At 52.6% G+C, this 22,029-nt stretch carries 10 protein-coding genes; 2 read left to right on the top strand and 8 right to left on the bottom strand.

Features of this window, described 5'->3' with window-relative positions; all coding sequences use genetic code 11:
- Window positions 1–77: 77 nt before the first annotated feature.
- The 6 genes from KJW29_RS34295 to KJW29_RS34270 form a co-directional block, all read right to left on the bottom strand.
- Window positions 78–1,205 carry a glycoside hydrolase family 88 protein gene (locus KJW29_RS34295; RefSeq protein ID WP_214627992.1) on the bottom strand — a complete coding sequence of 376 codons (1,128 nt, stop codon included), beginning with the start codon at window positions 1,203–1,205 and terminating at the stop codon, window positions 78–80.
- 42 nt (window positions 1,206–1,247) lie between these two features.
- Complete coding sequence (locus tag KJW29_RS34290) at window positions 1,248–2,969, bottom strand: S-layer homology domain-containing protein (protein WP_214627991.1); 1,722 nt, start codon at window positions 2,967–2,969, stop codon at window positions 1,248–1,250.
- A gap of 24 nt (window positions 2,970–2,993) precedes the next feature.
- Window positions 2,994–7,115 carry a 3-keto-alpha-glucoside-1,2-lyase-like domain-containing protein gene (locus tag KJW29_RS34285; RefSeq protein ID WP_214627990.1) on the bottom strand — a complete coding sequence of 1,374 codons (4,122 nt, stop codon included), beginning with the start codon at window positions 7,113–7,115 and terminating at the stop codon, window positions 2,994–2,996.
- Between the two features lie 127 nt (window positions 7,116–7,242).
- Window positions 7,243–8,082, bottom strand: a complete 840-nt coding sequence (locus KJW29_RS34280) for a carbohydrate ABC transporter permease (RefSeq protein WP_087571126.1) — start codon at window positions 8,080–8,082, stop codon at window positions 7,243–7,245.
- A 15-nt stretch (window positions 8,083–8,097) separates the two neighbouring features.
- Window positions 8,098–9,036 carry a carbohydrate ABC transporter permease gene (locus tag KJW29_RS34275; RefSeq protein WP_087571127.1) on the bottom strand — a complete coding sequence of 313 codons (939 nt, stop codon included), beginning with the start codon at window positions 9,034–9,036 and terminating at the stop codon, window positions 8,098–8,100.
- A gap of 99 nt (window positions 9,037–9,135) precedes the next feature.
- Window positions 9,136–10,479: an ABC transporter substrate-binding protein gene (locus tag KJW29_RS34270; protein WP_214627989.1), complete on the bottom strand. Its 1,344-nt coding sequence runs from the start codon at window positions 10,477–10,479 to the stop codon at window positions 9,136–9,138.
- Between the two features lie 261 nt (window positions 10,480–10,740).
- Between KJW29_RS34270 and KJW29_RS34265 the strand changes: the two genes are divergently transcribed.
- Window positions 10,741–12,519 carry a sensor histidine kinase gene (locus KJW29_RS34265; RefSeq protein ID WP_246608498.1) on the top strand — a complete coding sequence of 593 codons (1,779 nt, stop codon included), beginning with the start codon at window positions 10,741–10,743 and terminating at the stop codon, window positions 12,517–12,519.
- A 28-nt stretch (window positions 12,520–12,547) separates the two neighbouring features.
- Window positions 12,548–14,176, top strand: a complete 1,629-nt coding sequence (locus tag KJW29_RS34260) for a response regulator transcription factor (protein WP_214627987.1) — start codon at window positions 12,548–12,550, stop codon at window positions 14,174–14,176.
- Between the two features lie 719 nt (window positions 14,177–14,895).
- On the opposite strand, the gene KJW29_RS34255 is transcribed toward KJW29_RS34260, so the two are convergent.
- Both KJW29_RS34255 and KJW29_RS34250 read right to left on the bottom strand, forming a co-directional pair.
- Window positions 14,896–20,565 (bottom strand): cohesin domain-containing protein, encoded by a 5,670-nt coding sequence (locus tag KJW29_RS34255; protein WP_214627986.1) that lies wholly within the window; start codon window positions 20,563–20,565, stop codon window positions 14,896–14,898.
- Window positions 20,566–21,070: 505 nt separating this feature from the next.
- The gene (locus tag KJW29_RS34250; RefSeq protein WP_214627985.1) at window positions 21,071–22,027 is read right to left on the bottom strand and encodes an alpha/beta fold hydrolase; all 957 of its coding nucleotides are present in this window, start codon (window positions 22,025–22,027) and stop codon (window positions 21,071–21,073) included.
- Window positions 22,028–22,029: the final 2 nt, after the last annotated feature.

Genomic DNA, 22,029 nt, shown 5'->3' with positions numbered 1-22,029 from the left:
AAAAATGAAAGAAAAGCAGGAGGAGCAAGATGGAGCTGGCGGGCAAGCGGCAGGCGAATGGGCGGCCCTGGGGCCTGCTACCAAAACAACTCGCCGTGCTTCAGCAGACGCGAGATGCCCTCCGCGAAGTAGTAATCTCCGTAGATAAGCGGCACGTCAATATTTTTGTTCTCTGGATAATGGCTGGTGCCATGCAAAATTAAGCCTTCTTCGCCTTCGTTGTCCCAAGCCCCGTAAAGAGTGTACAAGCTGCGCAGCATACGCTCGCCAGCTTCGCGGTACAACGCGGATTCCGCCGAACCTACCTGCTCAGCCAGCAACAGCAAGCCGCAGGCCGCACAGGCGCCAGCCGAGCTGTCGCGATAGCGCGTAACGTCGTCGGGAATGCGGAAATCCCATACGGGGACATGATCCTCCGGCAGATTGGCGATAAAGAAATGCGCCACGCGCTGAGCCGCCCGAAGGTATCGCTCGTCCCCCGTATGCTTGTAGCTCAGTGCCATGCCGTAAATAGCCCATGCGGCGCCGCGCGACCAGGCGGAATTTTCCGCATAACCTTGTCCGCCGTTTACGCCAAGCTTTTCGCCGCTTGCGGCGTCGAAGATGACAATATGATTGACCGAGCCGTCCGCCCGAATAAAATGGTCCAGCACCGTATCCGCATGCGCAATCGCCACGTGCTTGTAGCGAGGATCGCCGGATATGTCGGCTGCCCAGTGCAGCAGCGGCAAGTTCATCGCGCAGTCAATGATTGCCCAGCCGGAATTGTCCTCGCCCGGTCTCCAAGGATTCCAGGCGCGAATGTAGCGGCCCTTCATATTAAACCGAGCGCTCAGCAGATTTGCCGCCAGCAACGCCCGACGTTTCGACTCCTCTTCGCCGAGCAGCTTGTAGCGGGCAACGCTAGTGAGCTGCCACATAAATCCCATATCGTGATCCAGTCGATAGTAGTCGGATATCACCCCGTCCAACTGAGCCTCGCAGCTCTCAGCCAGCGCACGTAATGCTTCGTCTCCGGTTTCCCGGTAAACCAGCCATAGCAAACCAGGCCAGAAACCCGCCGTCCACCAATAGGCCGGCTCCAGTACATATTGTCCGTTTACGCTCGCATGCGGGAAACGATCTCCAATTCGTTTGCTCGTCCTGGATACTTTGGCGACAATCTGCTCCCATGCTTCTTGTGCCCATTGCTTCTGTATGGTCATCTCTCTGCTCCCATTCTTTGTCTGATCTATCGTTTTATCCTTCTACAGTCCAAACATCCTGTACAGTACGGCCGCAGCTTGCGCTCGGGTCGACAGTCCCCGCGGGGCAAAGCTGTTTTCGCCCATGCCGTTTATAATGCCTTGCTCCTGCATAACGGCTACCGCTTCGACGGCATACGGGGCGATGCTGGCCGCATCCGCAAACGCCGGCGCTTCCGCGCTTGGGCTCCATGCCAGTCCCATCGCCTTGGACGCTCGGTACAGCATGACCGCCATGTCTTGCCGGCTGATGGCGTCGTTTATCCCGAAGCTGCCGTCCGGTTTTCCTTGCGCGATGCCCAGCTTCTGCGCGGACGCCACGGCCTTATCATGCCAAGAGCCTTTTTGCACGTCGCTAAACGTAGCCGTAGCGGACGCATCCTCCAGATCGAACAGTTGCACCAGCATCGTAATAAATTGCGCCCGCGTCAGTTGACCGTTCGGCCGGTAGGCATCGTTGCCGACTCCGTTTACAGCGTCCCTTGCAGCCAGCGCTTCAATGTACGACCGAGCCCATGCCGCTTGGGCCAAATCTCCGAATGTCTTGTGCACATAGGCAGGGAAATATTTGCTGAAGTGTTTCGGGCTAAACTTTACCTTTCCCGTTGCCGGGTTGTACCTCGCGTTTTTGACCAGTTCCAGCTCGCCGCTATCCGTTACGTAGTAGATGACGATTTTGTCCGCCGTTTCGCCCGGCCGCAGCGTATAAGGTACTTCTAACGTCACTTCGCCCCTACCAAAAACGCTTATTGGACGTCCGTCCAGCAGCAGCTCAAAATCGTACACCGCGTCTCCCGGATTTACCTGCTCGCCGATATTCGATGGCAAACTCGATACATCCAGTCGGCGGACTGAAAACTGCAGATTGGACGCGGATTCGTCGTCGATCAGCCCCCGGTCAAGGGTGACAATCGCAAGGCCGCTGTCGATGACGATGTTCTTGGCTTTTTGTCCCGCTTCGCCGCGAACTTGCGCCAGCGGGAACTCCACCTCCACCTTGCTCGCCGCGACTCCCGGCTGCACCTCGATGCGCAGTGTTTGGCCGCTGAGCAGGTCGACCGCTCGCTGCATATGGTTGGCATTTAGCTTGAACTGCGCTGTCCCGCCCACGATCGAAGGCGCCCCCACCATAACGGATGTTTCCGTAATGATCGGTTCGTTATCAGGGGTTGTACCACTGCCACTGCCACTGCCGCCGCCAGTCCCGTCTCCGGAGCCTCCACCCGTTCCGTTACCGACAATTACCGCGTTCGCTCCCGTTGCCGGCTTATAGGTCGTCCATTGATCATTGGATAGACCTACCTTGATGGCGTCCAGCGTGAAGTTTCCTTCGCCGACCGCTTTGGCGGTCAGTTTGACGGTCCCCAGCACAATGCTGCCGCTCTCTCCCGCCGCATCCCCGAGCTTTGAGTAGACTGCTCGCACTTGGCCTCCGGGGAGCAGTTCCGTATTTACCAGTGAGCTGAAGCCGGTCAAACTCGTCGTAAATGCGCCGCTGCCGGCCGTCCACAGGGATGGATCGAACTTGACATTTAACTCAAACGCCACCAGTTCCTGCGCATTGCGAAGGCCGATCTCCACCTCGATCGTCTCCCCGACCCTGACTTCGGCCTTGGATACGTTCAAGTAGAAATCCGGCTCATACGGCGCCGCGAACAGCGCAGAAGGCCATACGGAGCATAGCAGCAGGAGCGCCAGCCCGATCGTCCATATTCTTCTTTTCATAGATACCATCCCTTTCTAAAGTGCTTAAATCTTGCCCAGAATCCATTGCGCCAGCTTGCGCAGATCCTTGATATCGATCTCGCCGTCATCGATCAGATCCGCTTTTTTGTAAGTGTCCCAATCGGCGCCTTCCTGATTCTTGCCGTAGTAGAGTGACGTCATTAAGGCCAGATCGCCGACGCCCAGCCTGCCGTCACCGTTTAAATCGCCAGGCACATGCGCGATCACAAGCAATTGAAACGTCCCAACGGCGGCGTTTAATGTCAGAAGCGCCTGATCCACCTCGGCTTGAGTCGCCGTTTCACTATTCCGCGTCGTTTTCGCGGCCAGAATGGCCTGCCACAATACCGCCTTAGAGCCTGTCGGGTATTGTCCCGCCAGAGTTCCTTCAACTGCGGAGCCATGCAGCGCCTCCGCGTTCAATATCGCCTCATCCAGCGCGGTTTTGTCCGTTTCCGGCTCGGCATCCGCTTGCGTCTTGGCGATGATGATCCAGCTGAGCTGTACGTCGGTATTGCTGCCGGTCTTAGCTGGCGAAACGACGATTTCCATCGTGCCGGCCTCATCCATCGCGATATCCTTGTGTGCCGCCGCCTCGTAGGAGCCGGTAATGATCCTTCCCGTTTCCACCGTCGTACCGTTGATGGCGGTATTCGCAACGCGATTCGACTGGGAAGACGAGAACCACGGATCGTAGAAGCCGATGTAAACGTTGTATTCGCCCCCATCGAGATCAAATTTGTAGGTCAGATCCCGGCTGCTTGTCGTGTTCACATAGCGCAAGCTTTGGAAAATATCCGTGTTGTTTGTCCGGAGTATGCTGTTAGTGCCGGTGTATCCCCATGTTCTTCCATTCTGTGGATCGTAGCTTTGCTCTGCCACGGCATGCTGGAGCTGCTTGCCCGTGCTGGCCGTATAGTCGCCGACCAACTGCGTATATTGCGGCACTTCTCCAGATGACGGACTGACAAAATAAAGCATATGGTCCGGCAGCGTCACCGACACCTCGTAATTAACCGTATTGCCCGCCAGAGAAGTGCTTCCTCCAAGCGTGCCTTGTACCGTAGCCGTTCCCAGCTTCGTGCTTGCCGACGCCAGACTTGCGGAATCCCAGCTTACGGGCACGTTGTCGTAAGTCGTCGAGCCTTGCTTCAAATTAAGCGTCGCGGGCAATTCCAGAGCTTCGCCCAGCTTGACGGTATGTTCCCCGTCTCGCAGCACCTGCAACGGCGCCAGCGCATCCAACGATTCCAGCTTCCAGTCGCTTACCGTCTGACCTTCGATCTTGGTTCCGTTCGCCGTAATCTGAAGCGGAATCCATACGTAACCGGACGTTTCCAACGCACGTTGGATCCAGCGGTCGCCCATATAGATGAACAGGCCGTTCTCGGGATCATACGGAATGACCGCCGTCGACTGTGTACGATACGACGTATTCGACGTGTCGTACGGGAACGGATTGCCCAGATTCGTATAAGGCGTAAACGTCCTGCCTCCGTCCGTCGTATTGCCGAAAATATGATTGGCGCGATAGGCGATGGAAGGATTGGGATCCCATCCCGTTGTGCCGGACGTAATGAAATAATAATAACCGTTATATTTAAATACCGCAGGCGCCTCCCGGCTCGTATCTGTAAATACACGGGCCGTAAAGGTTCCGCCCAGTCCTTCCGTTCCGTCCTTGATCGGCGCCGTAAATTCGTCGTTCAATAATGAAATATACGTATATTTGTTTTCTTCACTGGAATATATAGCATACGCTTTGCCGTCGTCATCCTTGAATACGGTCATATCGCGGGCCATACCTTTGTTGCTGTCGTAATAACCCTCGATGTAGTTCATTTTCTGCGCGTTGACCAGCTTAAACGGACCAAACGGAGAGTCCGATACCGCAAAGCCCATCTGCGCGCGACTGTACCGGCTGGCGGCGGTAACATAGGCCGGGTCGTTCCTGAGCGTATCGTAAAACTCCAATATGCGCGCGTCGCTTGGCCCGTCGACGTGGTACACAATGACATATTGGTTCGTTTTGTCGTTGTACAGCATTTTCGGACGTTCCATAATGGTGTAATAAGCATACGTACGGTCAAACGCCAATCTCAAGCTTGCTTCGTCGTAGGTTGCAGCCGCATAGTCGAAATCGCCGTCATTGCTCCGGCTATAGCCAGGATGCGCATTTTTGTCGACGTACGCCTGCAGGAAGTCGCGGGCGTAGTCGATGTCGAATTGGGACAAAGGATCGCCCAGTTCATTGGTGCCAATGCCTGCCATTCCCATCGCGCGGGCTTTCAACGCCTCAAGCTGGCTGTCGCTGAACTGAACGCCTTGGCCATTCGCCGTTTTTTCCATCGGGAATACGCGATGTGGATAAAGGGCAATGCCCATGTCTACCCAGTTGTACAGATCCTTGGATACATACGTATGAATGCCGCCAATCGGCCGGCCGCCGTAGGTTTTATCTTCGCCGACCCACAGCCAGGCACCGTCACCGTCGACCGGATTGTCCGTATATGTCGGTTCATTGCCGTTCCACGATACATGGTCCACCCAAATGACTTGGCCTCCGTGAGCCTGAATCGGAACACCGTTCGTATCAAACCAGACGTCGGTGTTCTCTCCAGCCATACCGCCTATCGATGAATACGTGACGGGCTGAACGGGGCCGGTTAACTCCTCCACGGCAAGCCAACTGATCGCCGCATTTTTATTTGTTTTTCCCGCTCCCGGCCCTGCCGTATAGGAGCCTGCGTTCGTCAGCACGTAAGTCACGTCTGCGGCGCCATCCGGCAGCTCGATGTCATAGGTTATTAGCTTGGAATGACCCGTGTGATCCAGATGTAGACGATTGACGATTTTGGATACCTTTTTCCCGTCCAGATTGTAGCTGATCGATATTTTGATTGGCATTTCGTTGCTCCACCACAGACGATGATAGGAGGTAAAGCGATAGCTTTTGCCGCCTTCCAGACCGTCTAGCTTGTACGACAAGGTAGACAGCGGATCGCCGCCGTCGATCATGATGCCCGTAGCGTTTTTGTCCAGATCGGGTTGCTCCGATTTGTTAATGATTGTGCTGTTTGCTCCGGAGCTGGTAAGGGCGACATACCCCCATCCGGATGTCGAATTGTAAACCGCATTGCCAGACTCGTTCAGCAGGTCGTTCCCTGTCAATGCCTTTACGGCATTATAAATACTAGGCACTCCCGCGCCTGCATCGATAAAATATTTCAGATTGGGAGGCACAACCTCCACGTATGCCTTCACGGGCTCCGCCAGATCGTGTCTCGTCCCGTCGGCTCCCACCTTCAAATAAGCGGTTCCCGTTACTTCGATCGCTGGGGCGAAGGCTTGCGTATAGTCGACATTGGCCGGCAAACTCCAGTCAACGTATATGGGCTCCACAACGGAATTGTCGAACGCCTTGCCGCTAATCGTATTCGGCATTGCCGGTTGCTGTCCCGTCAGGGTGGCGACAACGACCGGATTGTAGGATGCCGGCAGCTTCGTGCCGTCCTCCAACGTCGCTTTGATTTCGGTCACGACCACATGATCGGCCGACATCGCTCCACTCAGGTTTTGCAAGCCGATTTTGCCCGCCGCAAATTGAGTGTCCGTAAACTCAACGACCTTGCTATTGTTCAGGTACCCCTGGATCAGGCTGCCGATCGCGACAACCTTGAGGTTGTACCATTGGTTAATCGACAAGGCTTGATTGGAGGATGCCAGGACGGAGGCAGAGCCGCCCACCCGCTTGATGAGCTGCACCTGGGTCGATCCCGATGCCGGCCTGTACAGCCGGAGCCAATAATTGTTGCTGTTGTCCTGCGCCCGGAACACGATGCCGGCGTATCCGCCATTGGCGTTGATCCGGACTTGGCTCTCTACCGTGTAGTCCTTCCAGGCCGCATCTCCCGTAACGATCGTCGAATTGGTATTGGTTGCGTTCAATATGCCGCTTTGTACGCTGTAAGCACCTGCGAGAATGCTCCAATCGGAAGAAAGGGACGCGCCGGAAAAATCGTCCTGAAACAAAATTGTGCCATTACTATTCGCATGAGAAACATTGGTTGGACCAATCGAAGCGAACAGCACGACGATCATGCAAATTGTCGTCCATATGGCTGTATACTTTTTGATGGATGTCAAAGGAAATCCACTTCCTCGCTATGTATTTTCCAATCACGAAAGCGCATACATCAACCTGCAATTTTTAAATGCGCGTACGATTGGACGGGCCGCATGCCTGCAGCCGATCCAATCTTATGCGCTAGTCTTAGCCTTTGATCCCCGAAGAAGCAACGCCCTGCACAAAGTTTTTTTGCAGAGCCAGGAATATAATCAATACCGGTATGATCGATACGACGCTGGCTGCCATAATGAGCCCGTATTCGGCCGAATATTGCGAGATGAACATCCGCAGACCGATCTGAATCGTCTTAAGCTCGGTTTTGGTCAAATAAATCATCGGTCCGAGGAAATCGTTCCATGTCGTAACGAAAGTAAAGATCGTCAGTGTAGACAATGCCGGCTTGGAGAGCGGAAGCATCAGGCGGGCCCAAATGCCGTACTCGCTCAAACCATCGATCCTTGCCGCTTCGCAAAGCTCATCCGGAATGCCTTGATAAAATTGCCGCATTAAGAATACCCCGAATGCCGAGAAAGCTTGCAAGAAAATAATGGCAAGATGCGTATTGTTTAGGCCGAGCTCGCGCATCATGATGAATTGCGGCACCATGTAGGCTTGCCAAGGAATAGCAATTGTTGCGATATAGGAGAGGAAAAGCAGGTTTCTCCCTCTAAAGCGAAGCTTCGCAAAGGCGTAAGCCGCGAAGCTGGACGTCAGCAATTGCAGCAAGGTCACGATGACGGATAATTTGACCGTATTCATAATAAACGTGCCAAGCGGTATGCGGGTCCAAATGTCCACATAGTTCTGCCAACGGATGTTGTCCGGTATCCACACCATCGGAAAGGAGAATACATCCTTATTAAGCTTGAACGAGGATGACAGCATCCAGATATATGGAATAATCATGCATATGGCAACGGCAATTAACGCGATATAGGCGAGCGTCATCCAGCCTGCGTGGAACTTCTTTTTTGATCCAACCATCTCTTCTGTCTCCTCCTATTGACCGTATCTTTTTTCGCCGCGGAACTGAACGATGGTTACGCCCATAACAATCAAGAACAACACGAGTGCCATGGCATTGGCGTAGCCGTAATCCAGCGAACGGAAGGCGGTATTATAGATTTGATAAACCAGTACCCTTGTGGAATCATTTAACTGGTTATCTGCTCCGGCAAACAGGTTGATGAAGATGTCGTACACTTTAAACGAATTGATGACCAGGATCATAAGTACAAAGAAGGTTGTCGGCGCCAACTGCGGGATCGTAACATTAGTGAACCGCTTCCAGCCATTTGCGCCATCCAGCTCGGCAGCCTCGTATAGCTCGGGATTAACGCCCTGCAGCCCTGCCAAGTAAATGACCATATAATATCCCATGTTTTTCCACACAGTAAACAGGATAACCGTAAACATGGCCCAGTCTTTATCCGCCGCCCAACGAGGGAGATCCTCAATAGGAATGCCGGTGATGGTATGCAACAGATTGTTGATCGGTCCCATCGTGGGACTAAAGATAAAGTTCCATACCGCCGCAACCGCTACAAGAGAAGCCACATACGGGAAGAAAAACGCCGTTCTCATAAAATTACGTCCAACAATCTTCTGATTAAGCAAGATAGCAAGCGCAAGCGCGCATGCCATCGTCAAAGGCACTACGCCTATCGTATAGACAACCGTATTCCAAAGCGCTTTATGAAAGGTAGTGTCCTTTATAAGTCTTATAAAATTATCAATCCCGACATAATTCATAGGATTGGAGCCGTCCCATTTCACAAAGGCCAATATAATCGCAAATATCATAGGCACTAGCGTAAACAAGGCAAATCCGATAAAATTGGGCGCAATAAAGCTGTACGCCACCAGATGATCTTTCATCCCTCTTGTGATAAACGGCTTGTTGCTTTTTCCCGTTGCCAGCGTCGTTTCTTTCTGCATGATTTTCCCTCCAAACCTTCTCGTACGCCAAGCCGCCTGCTGCTTTATTTTGAAAGAGGCGGGCAAACGCCCGCCTCACAAAACACTGTTTCCGTGGTACTAATTGCTCAATACAAGCTCCACGCGTTTATTCATGTCTTCCAAACCTTTATCAATGCTTGTGTTTTTCGTCATGATGTTGTCGTGATTTTCGTTCAAAATAACTTCGATATCCGCGCTTTTTTCGTGCATCGGCATTTCCAGGTATGTTTTGAACGTGTTCAGAGCTTCTTTACTGTTTTCATCAGTCGGGAAACCATCGATGCTTGCGATCGAGCTGATAACCTCGTCGTTTTTGATCGCAGGAATCGTGCCGGTGGACGCGATAACCGTTGCGCCTTCTTCGCCTGTCACGAACTTCAGGAAATCAAGAGCCGCATCTTTTTTGGCGGACTTTTTGTTAACGGCCAGCGATGTGATGGTGCCCAGCGTCGTGCCCGGCTCCACGCCTTCCGGATGCGGATATTTCACGATACCCCAGTTGGCGGCGGCGGATTCGCCGCTTTTCACTTTGTCGATTTGCGTTGCGATAAACCAACTGCCCATGTTCAGCGTTGCAACGGAGTTGTTGTAGAACACGCCGGAGTAATGCGTGCTGGACGTTTTCAATGTTGCGTAATCCATAATAATGCCGTCATCCTGCAGCTTCAGAATGCGCTCGTAAGTCGGCTTCAGGAAATCGTATTTGCCGTCAACTACTGTGTTTTGGCCATCCAAAATGCCGAACAATTGAACAGCACTGCGCCAAGTGTGGTGATGCGCGCCGTACACCTTATCTGCGCCGGAGCCCGAAGTCACTTTTCTGGCAATCTCTTCATATTGATCGAACGTCATATCGTTGGTCGGATAAGGCACGCCCGCTTTGTCAAAGAGATCTTTGTTGTAGTAGATCAGCCAGAAATCGCTGCGGAAAGGAAGCGCATATACTTCGTCTTTCACTTGAATTTGCTCTACCGTGCCGCCATATGCCGCTGTGTCAATGCCGCTTTCGCCAATAAAGCCGTTCAGCGGCTCCAGGTGATTTTGCTTGACCAGGTTGGAGTAGCCCGGAATATCTTTGATCGTCAGAACGTCCAGATCTGCTCCGCCGGACAGTTGAGTGCTGAGCATGGTCATGTAGTCGGTGGATCCAAGATCCACGTACTCAATCGTTACGTGAGGGTTAGCTTCTGTATACGCTTTAATAAGAGGCTCATAGTAAGCGGTTGCTTCCCAATCCCACAATGCCCATTTCAATGTAACGGGTTCGTTGCCCTTGTCCGCTGGAGCGCTTGAGGAATTCGTCGGTGCTGCTGTCGGCGCTGCAGTAGCCCCTGAGTTTCCGTTATTGCCAGAGCAACCCGCCACCATACCAGCCGCAAGCATAGCCGTTAATCCGATTCCCAATGTTTTTTTGAATCTCATGTAAAACTCCCCTTTTCCTGGCGTTATTGGTAAAGCCCACTCGACATTGCCGAATCTATTTCAAATATTAGAACATAACTTGCCCAAAGAGGATACAATTTTAACGGCTTATCCTTCACTTTTTCAACCTTTTAAAGCGTTTTCAATTGGATTCCTGCAAAATTATATCGAAAACATGTAAAATCGGTTGTTTTTTATCGCCTACCTCTTACGTTTGTGCCATCTATGGTATTGTTATCGTATACAAAGGGGTGCTTGCGCTTGAGAAAGCATAGACATACAACCATCAAAAGCCGCATTATTTTAATTATGACCGTATTTGCACTACTGACCGCCGCCCTTATGTCGATATTCAGCTACGAGATGATCTCGTATTTCCAACGCAAAACGGCGGTTCAGGCAGCGGAATTCAACTTGCAGCTCGTCGCCCATATTATTGAAAAGGATTTAATCAATCTTTCCGCTCATGTTATGAAGAATAGCGCAAATTCCACTACCAATACGCTGTTGGTCGACTATTTCTCCTCCGAGCAGGCAAGTGCGATGGATGCCATTAACCTCTACGCTTCCATGCAGGAAGACTTTCGCTCCAACCTGTCCAACGGCTATGTACGACGGCTGGTCGTGACGGATAACAAAAACAAATTTTTGCAGGTGGACAACTTGGCCAGCAGTACGTCGTTGCCCCTAAGCATTCACAATATTCACCTGCTTCCCGGCACTGATTCCGATGCCGCCGAGCAATGGGGGCGGATCATCAAGGATCCTTATTCTAATTCCAAGGTCATCCCCGTGATCTTTCCCATATACGACAAAGGTTCAACCGTTGGCACTGTCTATTTGCTAGCCGGTACTTCGGTCATTACAGACAAGTTGCACGGCTACGCGTTGCCATCCGGTTCTCAACTGCTGGTGACGCTAGGAGAAACGCATTATGAAATTGACGGCGCCGAAATAGAGCCCGTCGTTTCTGATTATGTTGACACCGCTTTCATCAATGATTATTCCACCGGGTCGCAAACTGTGGTATCCCATATCGAGTCGAAGGACGGATCGAGCCGAATTACCGTTTCCTATCCCGTCATTGACGGCGTTGTACTGACGCAGACGCTCGCAACGAATCAACTGACTACCTTGTCCAATGTATGGATTTTGCTGATGCTCGGCGTGTCTTGCCTGCTCATCGCTTTGAGCGGCATTATAACGGTTTATTTGACCCGAACGATCAGCAACCCTGTCGAGAAGCTCAAAAAAAGAATGGACAAGATCGCGCAGGGTCACTTTTTTGTCGATAGAATGATCGAATGGGATAACGAATTGGGGGATGTGGGCCGTGGCATCAACCGGTTATCGCAAGATATAGTCGCGCTTATGGAGACTCGGCTGGCCGACGAGAAGCAGAAGCAGGAGCTCGAATACCGGATGCTGCAGAGCCAGATCAATCCTCATTTTCTGTACAATACGCTTAATTCGATCAAATGGATGGCGACGATTCAGAATGCTTCCGGCATCGCGGAAATGACAACCTCCCTATCCAGACTGCTTCGCAACATTGCCAAGGACATCCGCAAGCTGGTACCGCTCGGAGAGGAGCTCGCCTTGCTGGACGATTATTTTCTGATTCAAAAATACCGCTACGGAAGTACGATTACGCTGGAACAACATATCGGCTCCGAACAATTATTGAACTGTCCGATCCCGCGCTTCTCCTTGCAGCCGATCGTTGAAAACGCCATCTTCCACGGCATAGAACCCAAAGGAACTGGCGGTCATATCGTCATTACCGTCGAACGAAGCGACTCTGCGGATCTGCTAATTACGATCGAGGATAACGGTATAGGCATGGAACAGGAAAAAATAGATGCCATTCTTAAAAAGCATGACACCGACTCCGCCGGGATGATCACTCATATGGGTTTAAGCAGCGTCAACGAACGTCTTCGACTCGCTTTTGGCGACAAATACGGTTTGTCTATCGAGAGTGAACCGTCAAAATATACGAAAATGTTCATTTTATTGCCTACGCAGACATCGGCATAACGGACTGCAATGACAGGGGGAAAGAAGCATGATTAAATTATTAATTGCGGATGACGAAACGTTGGTGTGTGTCGGCCTGCAATCCATGCTCAAATGGGAGCAGTACAATATCGAAATTGTCGGCACCGCTCATAACGGCGGCCAAGCGGAGGATATGATCGATACGCTGCGGCCTGATATCGTCATTACGGATATTAAAATGCCGGTCAAAAGCGGATTGGAGGTCGCCGACAGCGTTCGCAAAAAATACGGTCGGATTCCGCTTTTTATTATATTGACGAGCTACGAGGAATTCGAATACGCGCGTGCTGCCGTCGAGGTTCAAGCTGCCGATTATTTGGTCAAGCTGGAGCTGACGCCGCAATCTCTCTCGGACTCCATTGTCAAAGTCATCGCCATCCTGGAGGATTACCGCTCGATGGAGACTCATCCCAGCCTGGAATATAGAAGCAACTTGCATGCTCAGCGGGATAAGTTTTTTATCCGTCTGTTCAACAATTTGTTTGAGAACCGGAACCAGTTTACGCTGCATAAAGAGGATCTGTCGATTGACTTATCGGAGCCCGCTTATACCGTATGTATTTGCCGCATCACGGAGCCCGATAGCGTACCCCCTAGCGGGGACAAGTTGGTCGCCTTTTGCTCCAGCACGCTGCAAATGGCCAAAAGCACGCTGCTGACCGACAGACCATGCTTTGTAACCGGTCTGGATCTGCGCAACTTTGCCATTACGATTCCCGTACCTGCTACGGATGCAAATGTATGGGTTCCCGATATCGCCAGGCTTCTAAACCATATGGCGCTTATCTTGCGCAACTACTTTAATGTCACCATTATGGGCTCTGTCGGCTATGCCGTGGAGGACCCTTATCTGATACGGGACAGCTACCTGGCAGCACGCCAGATGTTGCCTCACGCAGCACAGCAAAACGAATTTGTATTTTTTACGCGCAATGACACAGCGGGACAAGAAACAGCCCTATTCGATTTTTCCGCCATGCGGTCGGAGATGCGCCGCGCGTTTGAGGAGATCGACATCCGTGCGTTGCATGACATTATTACGAAAATGATCGAAACGTTCGAAGGAAGGCCCGACGCTCTCGTGCCTGCCATTGATGCCGCATGCAGCGTACTGTTTATGGCTACTTCCATGCTGGCGGACGGCGAGGAAATGATAGAGCAAATTTTCGAGAACGAACCCGAGGGATATCGGGGTATTTATCAAATGCATGCTATGGAAGATATTATCACTTGGCTGATCCGATTCCGGGACGGCTGCTGCGAAAATTTGTCTTCCAGAAAACAAAGCTACAAAGCTCAGGTGGTGAGCAATGTACAGGACTATATCAAACGAAATCTGGATGTCAAATTGACGTTAAATCACGTCGCGGATGTATTCAACTTCAGTCCCAACTATTTAAGCCATCTGTTTTCCAAGGTCGCCAAAATTAATTTTGTAGAATATATTACAGAAACAAAGATTACAGCTGCCAAAGAAATGATGCAGCGCGGGGAAGGTCGCATTTACGAAATTTCGCAAAAGCTCGGTTATGACAGCGCTTTTTATTTTAGCAAGGTATTCAAAAAGGTAGAGGGTATTTCTCCGAGGGAATTCCTGCAGCGTATCGAATCGGAGATGTCCAATGGAAGGTCTTGACCTGGCATCGGACATTCCGATCCTTCCCGCTATAATGGATACCCCGTACTATTTTCCATGCTTCTTTCCATTCCCTTCATTAATCAAGAGGAGCTGTCCCAGAAGTGTTCGCATGACACGGGGACGTCCCAATTAGGGGTCCCAAAAATCGCAATATGTCTTTTTGAACATCCCCCACTCGCAGCTGCTGCTTTTTCTTGCCATAGACGTTCTTAACGCCTATGGCGCACAAAGTGGCTGCTTTTTCTTGCCATAGGCGTTCTTAACGTCTATGGCACACAATACTACTGCTTTTTCTTGCCATAGGCGTTCTTAACGCCTATGGCGCACAATGCTGCTGCTTTTTCTTGCCATAGGCGTTCTTAACGTCTATGGCGCACAATGCTGCTGCTTTTTCTTGCCATAGGCGTTCTTAACGTCTATGGCGCACAATGCTGCTGCTTTTTCTTGCCATAGGCGTTCTTAACGTCTATGGCGCATAAAGTGGATGCCTTTTTTTCCAAATGCGTTCCTGCTTCGAGGCTTACCCAAAGTAAGTCTGGAGGTTGGGTGGCTTTCCCCATTCCCTTGCCAAACAATTTGCTGAAGAAATCAGCAGTGGACGCTAAAAACCAAGGAACTAAGCGAATTCAAACCGCATAGCTCCTTGGTTTTTTACGAAAGTCATCTTATATTGGTTTTGAGGGTTTTCCAAATTTACTTTTGGGACGCCCTCGTGTTTAAATGTTGCCCAAAATCAATTGCGCCAGCTTGCGCAGATCCTCGATATCGATCTTTCCATCATCGGTCAAATCCGCTTTCTTATAAGCAGCCCAATTGGCGTCTTCATCGTTCCTGCCATAGAAGGCGGACGCCATCAGAGCCAGATCGCCGATGCCGATCTTGCCGTCACCGTTCAAATCGCCAGGTGCATGAGATATCACAAGCGATTCGAAGGTCCGAACAGCAGAGTTCAACGTTAGCAGTGCCCCATCCACCTGGGCTTGAGTAGCCGTTTCATTAGCCTGCGTCGTTTCCGCAGCCAGAATAGCCAGCCATAATGCCGCCTTCGAGCCTATCGGATATTGACCTGCCAAACTCCCTTCCACTGCGGAGCCATGCAGCGCCTTCGCGTTCGAAATGGCCGCATCCAACGCAGCTTTGGAAACTGCCTCGATCTCGATGCTGTACGACAGCGACCCCTCCACTTCCGATTCCGTACCCGCAGCATTTGCCAATATGATATCCGTTATCGTAATGCTGCTGGTAACAGACTCGGCGAGAGCTATTGCTTTAAATTGCAGCTTCAGCAGCGCAACCGGATCCGCGTTGGCCGCTCCCGGCTGAAGATCGACGGTCAGGAACCGCAGCTGTCCGGGTTCGGACGACTGATCCAGCAGCGTAAAGCCGGCCTTGACCGATTCTGCGCCTGCATATTCAACTTGCGTCGGATCGTACTGGATTGTGAAATCAAGTCCGTACACGCTTTCGGCTACCGTATTCAGGCCAAGCGTTACATCAAACGACTGATTGGATACGACGCTTGCCGCCCCCGACAGGTACAACGGATGCGTACCGACCGGCTCCTGCTCCAGGCCTGCTACCGCATCTTGAAGCGATTCCAGAGCATCATCAACCTGCTGTTGCGTTGCTTCTTCGTCTTGAAGCACGCCGCTCGCTTCCGCCAGCGCATCCAGGAAGACGCTCCAGCTTGCCGCCGTATAGTTGTCGTTCGTTTTGTCTTTAAGCTCCTCGTACAACGTCTGCAGCGCTTCTTTATTTGCTTCCGGCTCGGCGCTCTTGACCGGCGCCACGGCGGCGAAGGACAGCAACGGGGACTGATTGTTGACGGCAGCCACCATCTTCAGATTTACAGCGCCCTCCTCCTCCAGCGTGAAGGTATAGCTTTTAACTGCATCGAACGAAGCGGTGTTAAGCGTGATAGTGTCCATAAGCTCGGATTTGTTGTCATACTCCAGGTAAACTTGCTCCGTGCGCGCGGAGCTGGCCCACCAGCTGTAAGCGCCTAATGTGAGCGTATATTCGCCGGCCGGCAAATTGCCGAAGGTATACACAACGGCCGAACCGTTCGAATTGCCGGTATAGATGCCGGTCGTCGTTTGCTTACTGTACGTTCCCGCTACAATACCCTTGTAGGAGACGGCTTGCGAACCTCCAGTCGCATTCAAGGCGCGGTGACCCCAGCCTTGGGCTGCGTCGTAGACCCGGTCCGGCGCATTGTTGAGCAACGGCTTGCCGGATGCGCTGGCCAGAGCCGCTACCGAACTGTAAGCCGGCGAATCGTAACCAAGCGTCGTGCTGGCATTATGCCCGCTTGTCAAGCCGGTTGCCGTTGCGTTCGCATCTACGAAATACAGAATGTCCTCCGGCACAACTTCTACATAGGCCGTCGTTTGCAGACTTCCGTACGTACCGGTGACCATTACCGTTTGATAGTCCGTATTGAAGCTGATGCCGTCCAGCTGCCAGTCCACATTGACCATCGATTTGGATCCGTCTTCATGCATCGCTTCCACCTGCGCCGGGAGATCCGGCACACCTCCGACATAAGACGCCGAATAGTGAGGAGTTGCGAGCGAGCGTATGTCGCCCGTAACCAGCTGATTCTGCGCAAAGATCAGACGAGCCGTCAACTGATCGCTGCCCTCTTGATCCAGTCTGTAAGCGACAGGGTTCTGCGCGGCATCCCGGGCTGCGTCTCTTGCAGCTTCGAAGAACTGCCAGTTGCTGACCAAATATTCGTCTTGCAGCGTAATGCCCTGCGCTGCGGTTACCGCCGCCTGAAGCTTGCTCATATCCGGCGTTCCCGCTGCATTGCCGGATACGACCGCGACGGCATCCACAACCAAAGTACCGCTCAACACTTTTATTTGAACCGTATGCTCGCCATGTTCAAGTCCACGCAGCGCATAGGTTTGATACAGCTCCTTGGATGCGATCGTATTGCCCGACATTACAGTCACCCGACCGTCTACCGTTACCTCCAGCACGGCTGTGCCGTTGTTGGGACCGAGAAGATCAAGCCCCGTGCCGACGAAGGTATATGCAAGCGTCGCGCCCGCGCTCTCGTTAGTTGTCAACGTACGCTGATAATGGAACATGCCCTGTCCGTTGCGGTGAGCCCACTGGTCGTTGTACACCAGCTTGGCAGCCTGGGGCGCGGATAGGTCGTGCATCTCGAAGTCGTCGAGCGCCTCGGTGTAATAAGGGACGTAACCGTCTACCTTCTCCACCAGCAAATTGTCGAAGCGGACATGATAATACCCGCTCGCGAGATCTACCCGGCCGGACAGCTTGGGATTCGGGTCCGTATAGCTGGCAAGCAATACATCGTCCACATAGGCGGTAATCTTGTCGCCCGCCACCTGGATGGCAATATTATGCCAAGCGTCATGAGCGGTATCGAATCCGTCGATCTTTATGCCGCCGGCTCCGCTGGCCACGTTGCCGTTCGCTACGCCGCTGTTGTTCACCAGCAGCTGCCAACCTCCGTCTAACCAGAACTTCAGTACGTAAGGCGTGCCGCCGATATTGTGGGAACTGCCTCCGCCCTGATAACGAGCGCCGATCGCGGCATAGTTGTTACCGCCGAAGGTATTGTTCGTTTCGAATGATACGTCCACGCTGGCTCTATAGTTGGTCCACCGGTAATCGCCGATGGCCGTCACGGGATCGCCGCCGTTCCATGTGCCGCCAAGTCCCATGATTTCTCTGTCCAGCTGTTGTCTCAGCACATAGTTTTGGGTTTGTTCGTCCAGATAAGCTTCGAACGCCCCGTTGCGATCATGCGTGTAACGCGGGATGACGCTTTTGGAGCCTCCGCGGGATTCGATATAATCCTGCGAACCCGCAATTTCCCCGTCTGCTCCGATGACCGGCACGGTTTGGCCGCTATAGTCGAAATCATCCGCATAAAGGACGTTGTCCGTCGTATTCCGGACAGCTCCGGTAGCGTCGGTATCCAACACGGTACGCTCGCCCTCTACGGGAAGCGGATCGGCTTCGATGTCGGCCGCAGCCAGCGTCGTCACGGTAACGATCGAGAACGGCTTGACCTGCACCGTATACACGCCGCCGCCGTCAGCTGCTGCCTGACCGAGATATTTCAAATAATTGCTGTTGAAGGCTAGGCCTTCATCCGCCTCGCGAGTCTCCCATACGCCAAGCGAAGGCGATCCTGCATAACTCATATTAACTGTCTGAAGCTTGTAGGTTCTTGTATATTCGCTATCATTCACGATGACGGTCGAGAAGTCGGTTTTATCCGGAGCGGCGAGCGTCATGTAATTCGGCAAGCCATTCCTTCCGCTGACGGGGTTGGTGCCTGTCGCTCCGGCGGAGCTGGCTTTGGGAACCGTTCTCCAGATGCCTGCGGTATTGTCTTCGTTCTCCCAACCGATCTTCGCGAACGAGCTGAAATGGCGAAGAACGTCCAGCCCTGCATCGTAGTGCACCCAGCCGGACCAAGGGTCGCGGGCGCTCAGCAATTCCTTGAAGGAATATTGGCCTCCTTCGTAGAAAGAGCCGATAGCCGGCTGATAAATAAAGTGTGTTCTGCGGGAGTTCACAAACCCTTTGATAATGGTATTGCCCATTTCCAGCGCGCTGCCGGTGCCGCCAATTCCGGTGCCTGCCGTCGATGGATCCTTCGTGTTGTTGTTGGGACGGAAGGACGTGTTGCTGAAAGTGGCTTGCGCTTCGCTGTTCCACACTTCAATATCAAGCTCGTCCGCAAGCCGCTTGAAATTGCCGCCGCTGTCGTCGTCGGTGTTGTAGTGGAACGCCGCGATCGGCACCGCTTCCCGCAAAGAAACATCGCTTACCATGCTGCCGCCGAAAGTACCGGTTCCGACTTCGTCGGAAATAACCGCTTGAATCCGGTTGTACAGCGCTTGCTCTTCGGGACTTTCGAAGCCCGTGTTGTCCGCCTTGACACGTGCAGCGTATTGTTTGCTCCATGCCAGGTCCGCCGCATGCTCGTTAATATGGGGATTGACATAATCGACCATGTAACCGTATTCACGATAGGCTGCAAGGATCGTTTTTTTGTACCAGGTATAGATATTGTCATTGCTGTTGTTCGCCCATGCGGGCGCGCTCCAGCGCAGGATGCTCACTTTAAGATCGGGATTGATGATCTTGGCGTCCGCGGCAAGCTGGAAGCCGGGATGTCTGGTGACGTTGGCTTCCTCATCGGCCGTACGCATCGTTGCCGGATCGGGACCCGTCGAGTTGTTGCGATCGTTGCCCATTTCGATTTTGACGTGCGTCATAATGGGGTTGTCGCCGCCGAACAGAATGCGAAGCATTTCCGCGTAAGCTTCGGGCTGCTCCGATTTATAGTCCATCAGCAGTGCGCTTGTGCTGTTGGCGCTGAGTACGCCGAAGCCCTTAAACGTAAGACCGTTGACGTTGTTCGCGGGGATGTCGTTGCCGTCCAGCAGAACCTTCACCATGGACGCCGCAGTCTGTCTGGCATCCTCGATTATGGATTTGACCTCGCCTTTGGCAATGGCGAACCAGCTAAGAATCGGCTTTTCGTTCGCTACGTAAGCATAAGTCAGCGTCATCGGAACCATGACGTCGATGTCGCCTTCAATCGTGAATTCGCTGGAATGAAGCTTGGATGCATTGGTGTTAAGCGAATCCAGCTGAATCGTTTTTACCGCGCCGCCAGTATCCGTATATTCGATTCGCGGTCTCATGTCGCGGGAGCGGTTGCCGTACCAGTCGTGGAAGCCGCTGCTGAGCGTATACGTCCCTGGAGAAAGGGCTTTCAATTTGTAAATGATATGATCATTGGCGGCCCGCAATCCGACCATCCACTTGGAAGGATCGGTAGCCGGATTCGTATGGCCTCCGTCTTTGGAATATTTGACCTTATGCGCGGAATCATCGAAGCCCCATTCTGTTGACCCGCTCGCATATTTCTGATCCGGCGCTTGATTGATCAGATCGCTGCCCGTCAACTGCTGAACCGCTGCATGCAGCGGCGAAGGAGACGGATCGTTGTTATTGGAATCGCCGGCTCTGCCGCTGTCCACGAAATAAACCAATGGATGGGTTGCCGGCGGAACGACCTCGACTTGCGCCGCGACGGATACGCCGCCATCCGCCGTTCCGGTTACCGTCACGGTTTCGTAAGGCACGGCAAATGTGTCATCGCCGATCTGCCACACCACGTCCACGTCTTGCCCATCGATATCCACGCTGCCGGGCAAAGTCGTGCCCGCGGTCGTCGTAGCCCCCATGTAGGCCGCCGCATACACGGCCTCCGCCGTAGCGGCGGAAGCCCGCGGCAACGCGATAGCCGGCAACAATCCCATGATCAGCATGACCGACATGACAATCGAGCATACTTTGATCCCCATAGAATACCTTTTTCTCACTCCTGAAACCTCCTCATTGAATGAAGTTATTGCTTGAATGAAGCACTTGCTTGAATGGACAGGTCGACAGAAGCACCCCATCCCCTAAAGCGAACTCGCAGCGGAAACGGTTACAATTCTTTGAAATCGCTATCAAAAGATAGAATTGCCTGACTCCGCCGATTGTTTCGACATCCCCTCTCTCTCCCCGCCAATACCGTGATTAATCGGCCCGGTGACCTAAGGTTCCTTATCGCAACCTAATTTATCACACTAAACTGCCCGGGGGACATGTACTTTTCAAAGTATAAACTGCAAGATTTTATAGGGTGTGTCCGCGACGCCGCCCACTATTTTCATGAAAACAATAAACAAATACATCTAATTCGTAATAAATTACCACCATAAATTCAAAACCCGGGTCGCATACGCGCCCGGGCAAATTCACTGCTTATTCAGCTTGATAATGCAGGCCCCGCAAAATGAACTCGGTCAATTCCCGCGCATCGTCAGTACGCTGCCAAGCCTATTGCAGCAAAAATTGAATCGTGCGATCTGACGCGCCCGGCAAGTTCTCATGGCCGAAATCGGGATAGACGACCACCTGCTTCGGCGTCGTTATCTTGTTGTAGGCCGCGAACTGGGTAGACGGCGGGCAGGTCCTGTCCATAAGCCCGACAAACATCAACACCTCGCCGCGTATCCGGTTCGCCAGATGTTGCAGATCAATGTAACCCAGCTTCTCGAAAATTTCATCTTCGCGCTCGTGCAGCGGGTCGAAATGCCGGAAGAAGGTTCGCAGTTCCTCGTAGGAGCCCTGCGCCAAATCCATCTCCCATACCCGCTTGTAATCGCAGAGGAACGGGTACACCGGCGCAAGTTTTTTCACGCGCGGCTCCAGCGCCGCGCATGCAATCGTAAGCGCGCCTCCTTGCGAACCGCCGATTGCGTATACCTGCTCCGGATCAACCTCGGGCAGTTCCATGGCAATGCCCGCCAATTGCGCCGCATCGAGGAAGATATGGCGGAACAACAAATTGTCCGGCTCGTCGTCGAGACCGCGAACGATATGTCCGCGATGCGTAGTTCCCTTTACGCCGCCCGTATCCTCGGAGGAGCCGCCTTGCCCGCGGCAATCCATCGATAAGACGGAAAAGCCGAGCGAAGCGTACGCAAGCTTGCCGAGCCAATCACCCGCATGACTCGAATAACCGTGGAACTGCACAATCGCCGGATGAGGCTCTTGCACCTTTTTCGGACGAATGTATTTGGCATGTATTCTGGCCCCGCGCACTCCTGTAAAATAAAGATCAAAGCAGTCGGCCTGCGGCGTCTGGAACGAACTCGGCACCAACTCCATTTGCGCATCAACCGCTTTCATCTCTGCGAGGGCTCGCTCCCAATACTCGTCAAAATCTTCAGGGCGCGGGTTTTTCCCCTGGTACTCCTTCAACTTCTCAAGCGGCATGTCCACAAGCGGCATGT

Origin of the sequence: Paenibacillus agaridevorans (assembly GCF_018604145.1) — a bacterium.
Taxonomy (GTDB): Bacteria; Bacillota; Bacilli; order Paenibacillales; family Paenibacillaceae; genus Pristimantibacillus; species Pristimantibacillus agaridevorans.
This window is presented reverse-complemented; position numbering and strand designations above follow the sequence as displayed.

Bases quoted from the DNA above. Each gene is read 5' to 3' on its own strand.
- KJW29_RS34295 (WP_214627992.1), bottom strand. From the start codon at position 1,205: ATGACCATACAGAAGCAATGGGCACAAGAAGCATGGGAGCAGATTGTC.
- KJW29_RS34290 (WP_214627991.1), bottom strand. From the start codon at position 2,969: ATGAAAAGAAGAATATGGACGATCGGGCTGGCGCTCCTGCTGCTATGC.
- KJW29_RS34280 (WP_087571126.1), bottom strand. From the start codon at position 8,082: ATGGTTGGATCAAAAAAGAAGTTCCACGCAGGCTGGATGACGCTCGCC.
- KJW29_RS34275 (WP_087571127.1), bottom strand. From the start codon at position 9,036: ATGCAGAAAGAAACGACGCTGGCAACGGGAAAAAGCAACAAGCCGTTT.
- KJW29_RS34270 (WP_214627989.1), bottom strand. From the start codon at position 10,479: ATGAGATTCAAAAAAACATTGGGAATCGGATTAACGGCTATGCTTGCG.
- KJW29_RS34260 (WP_214627987.1), top strand. From the start codon at position 12,548: ATGATTAAATTATTAATTGCGGATGACGAAACGTTGGTGTGTGTCGGC.
- KJW29_RS34250 (WP_214627985.1), bottom strand. From the start codon at position 22,027: ATGCCGCTTGTGGACATGCCGCTTGAGAAGTTGAAGGAGTACCAGGGG.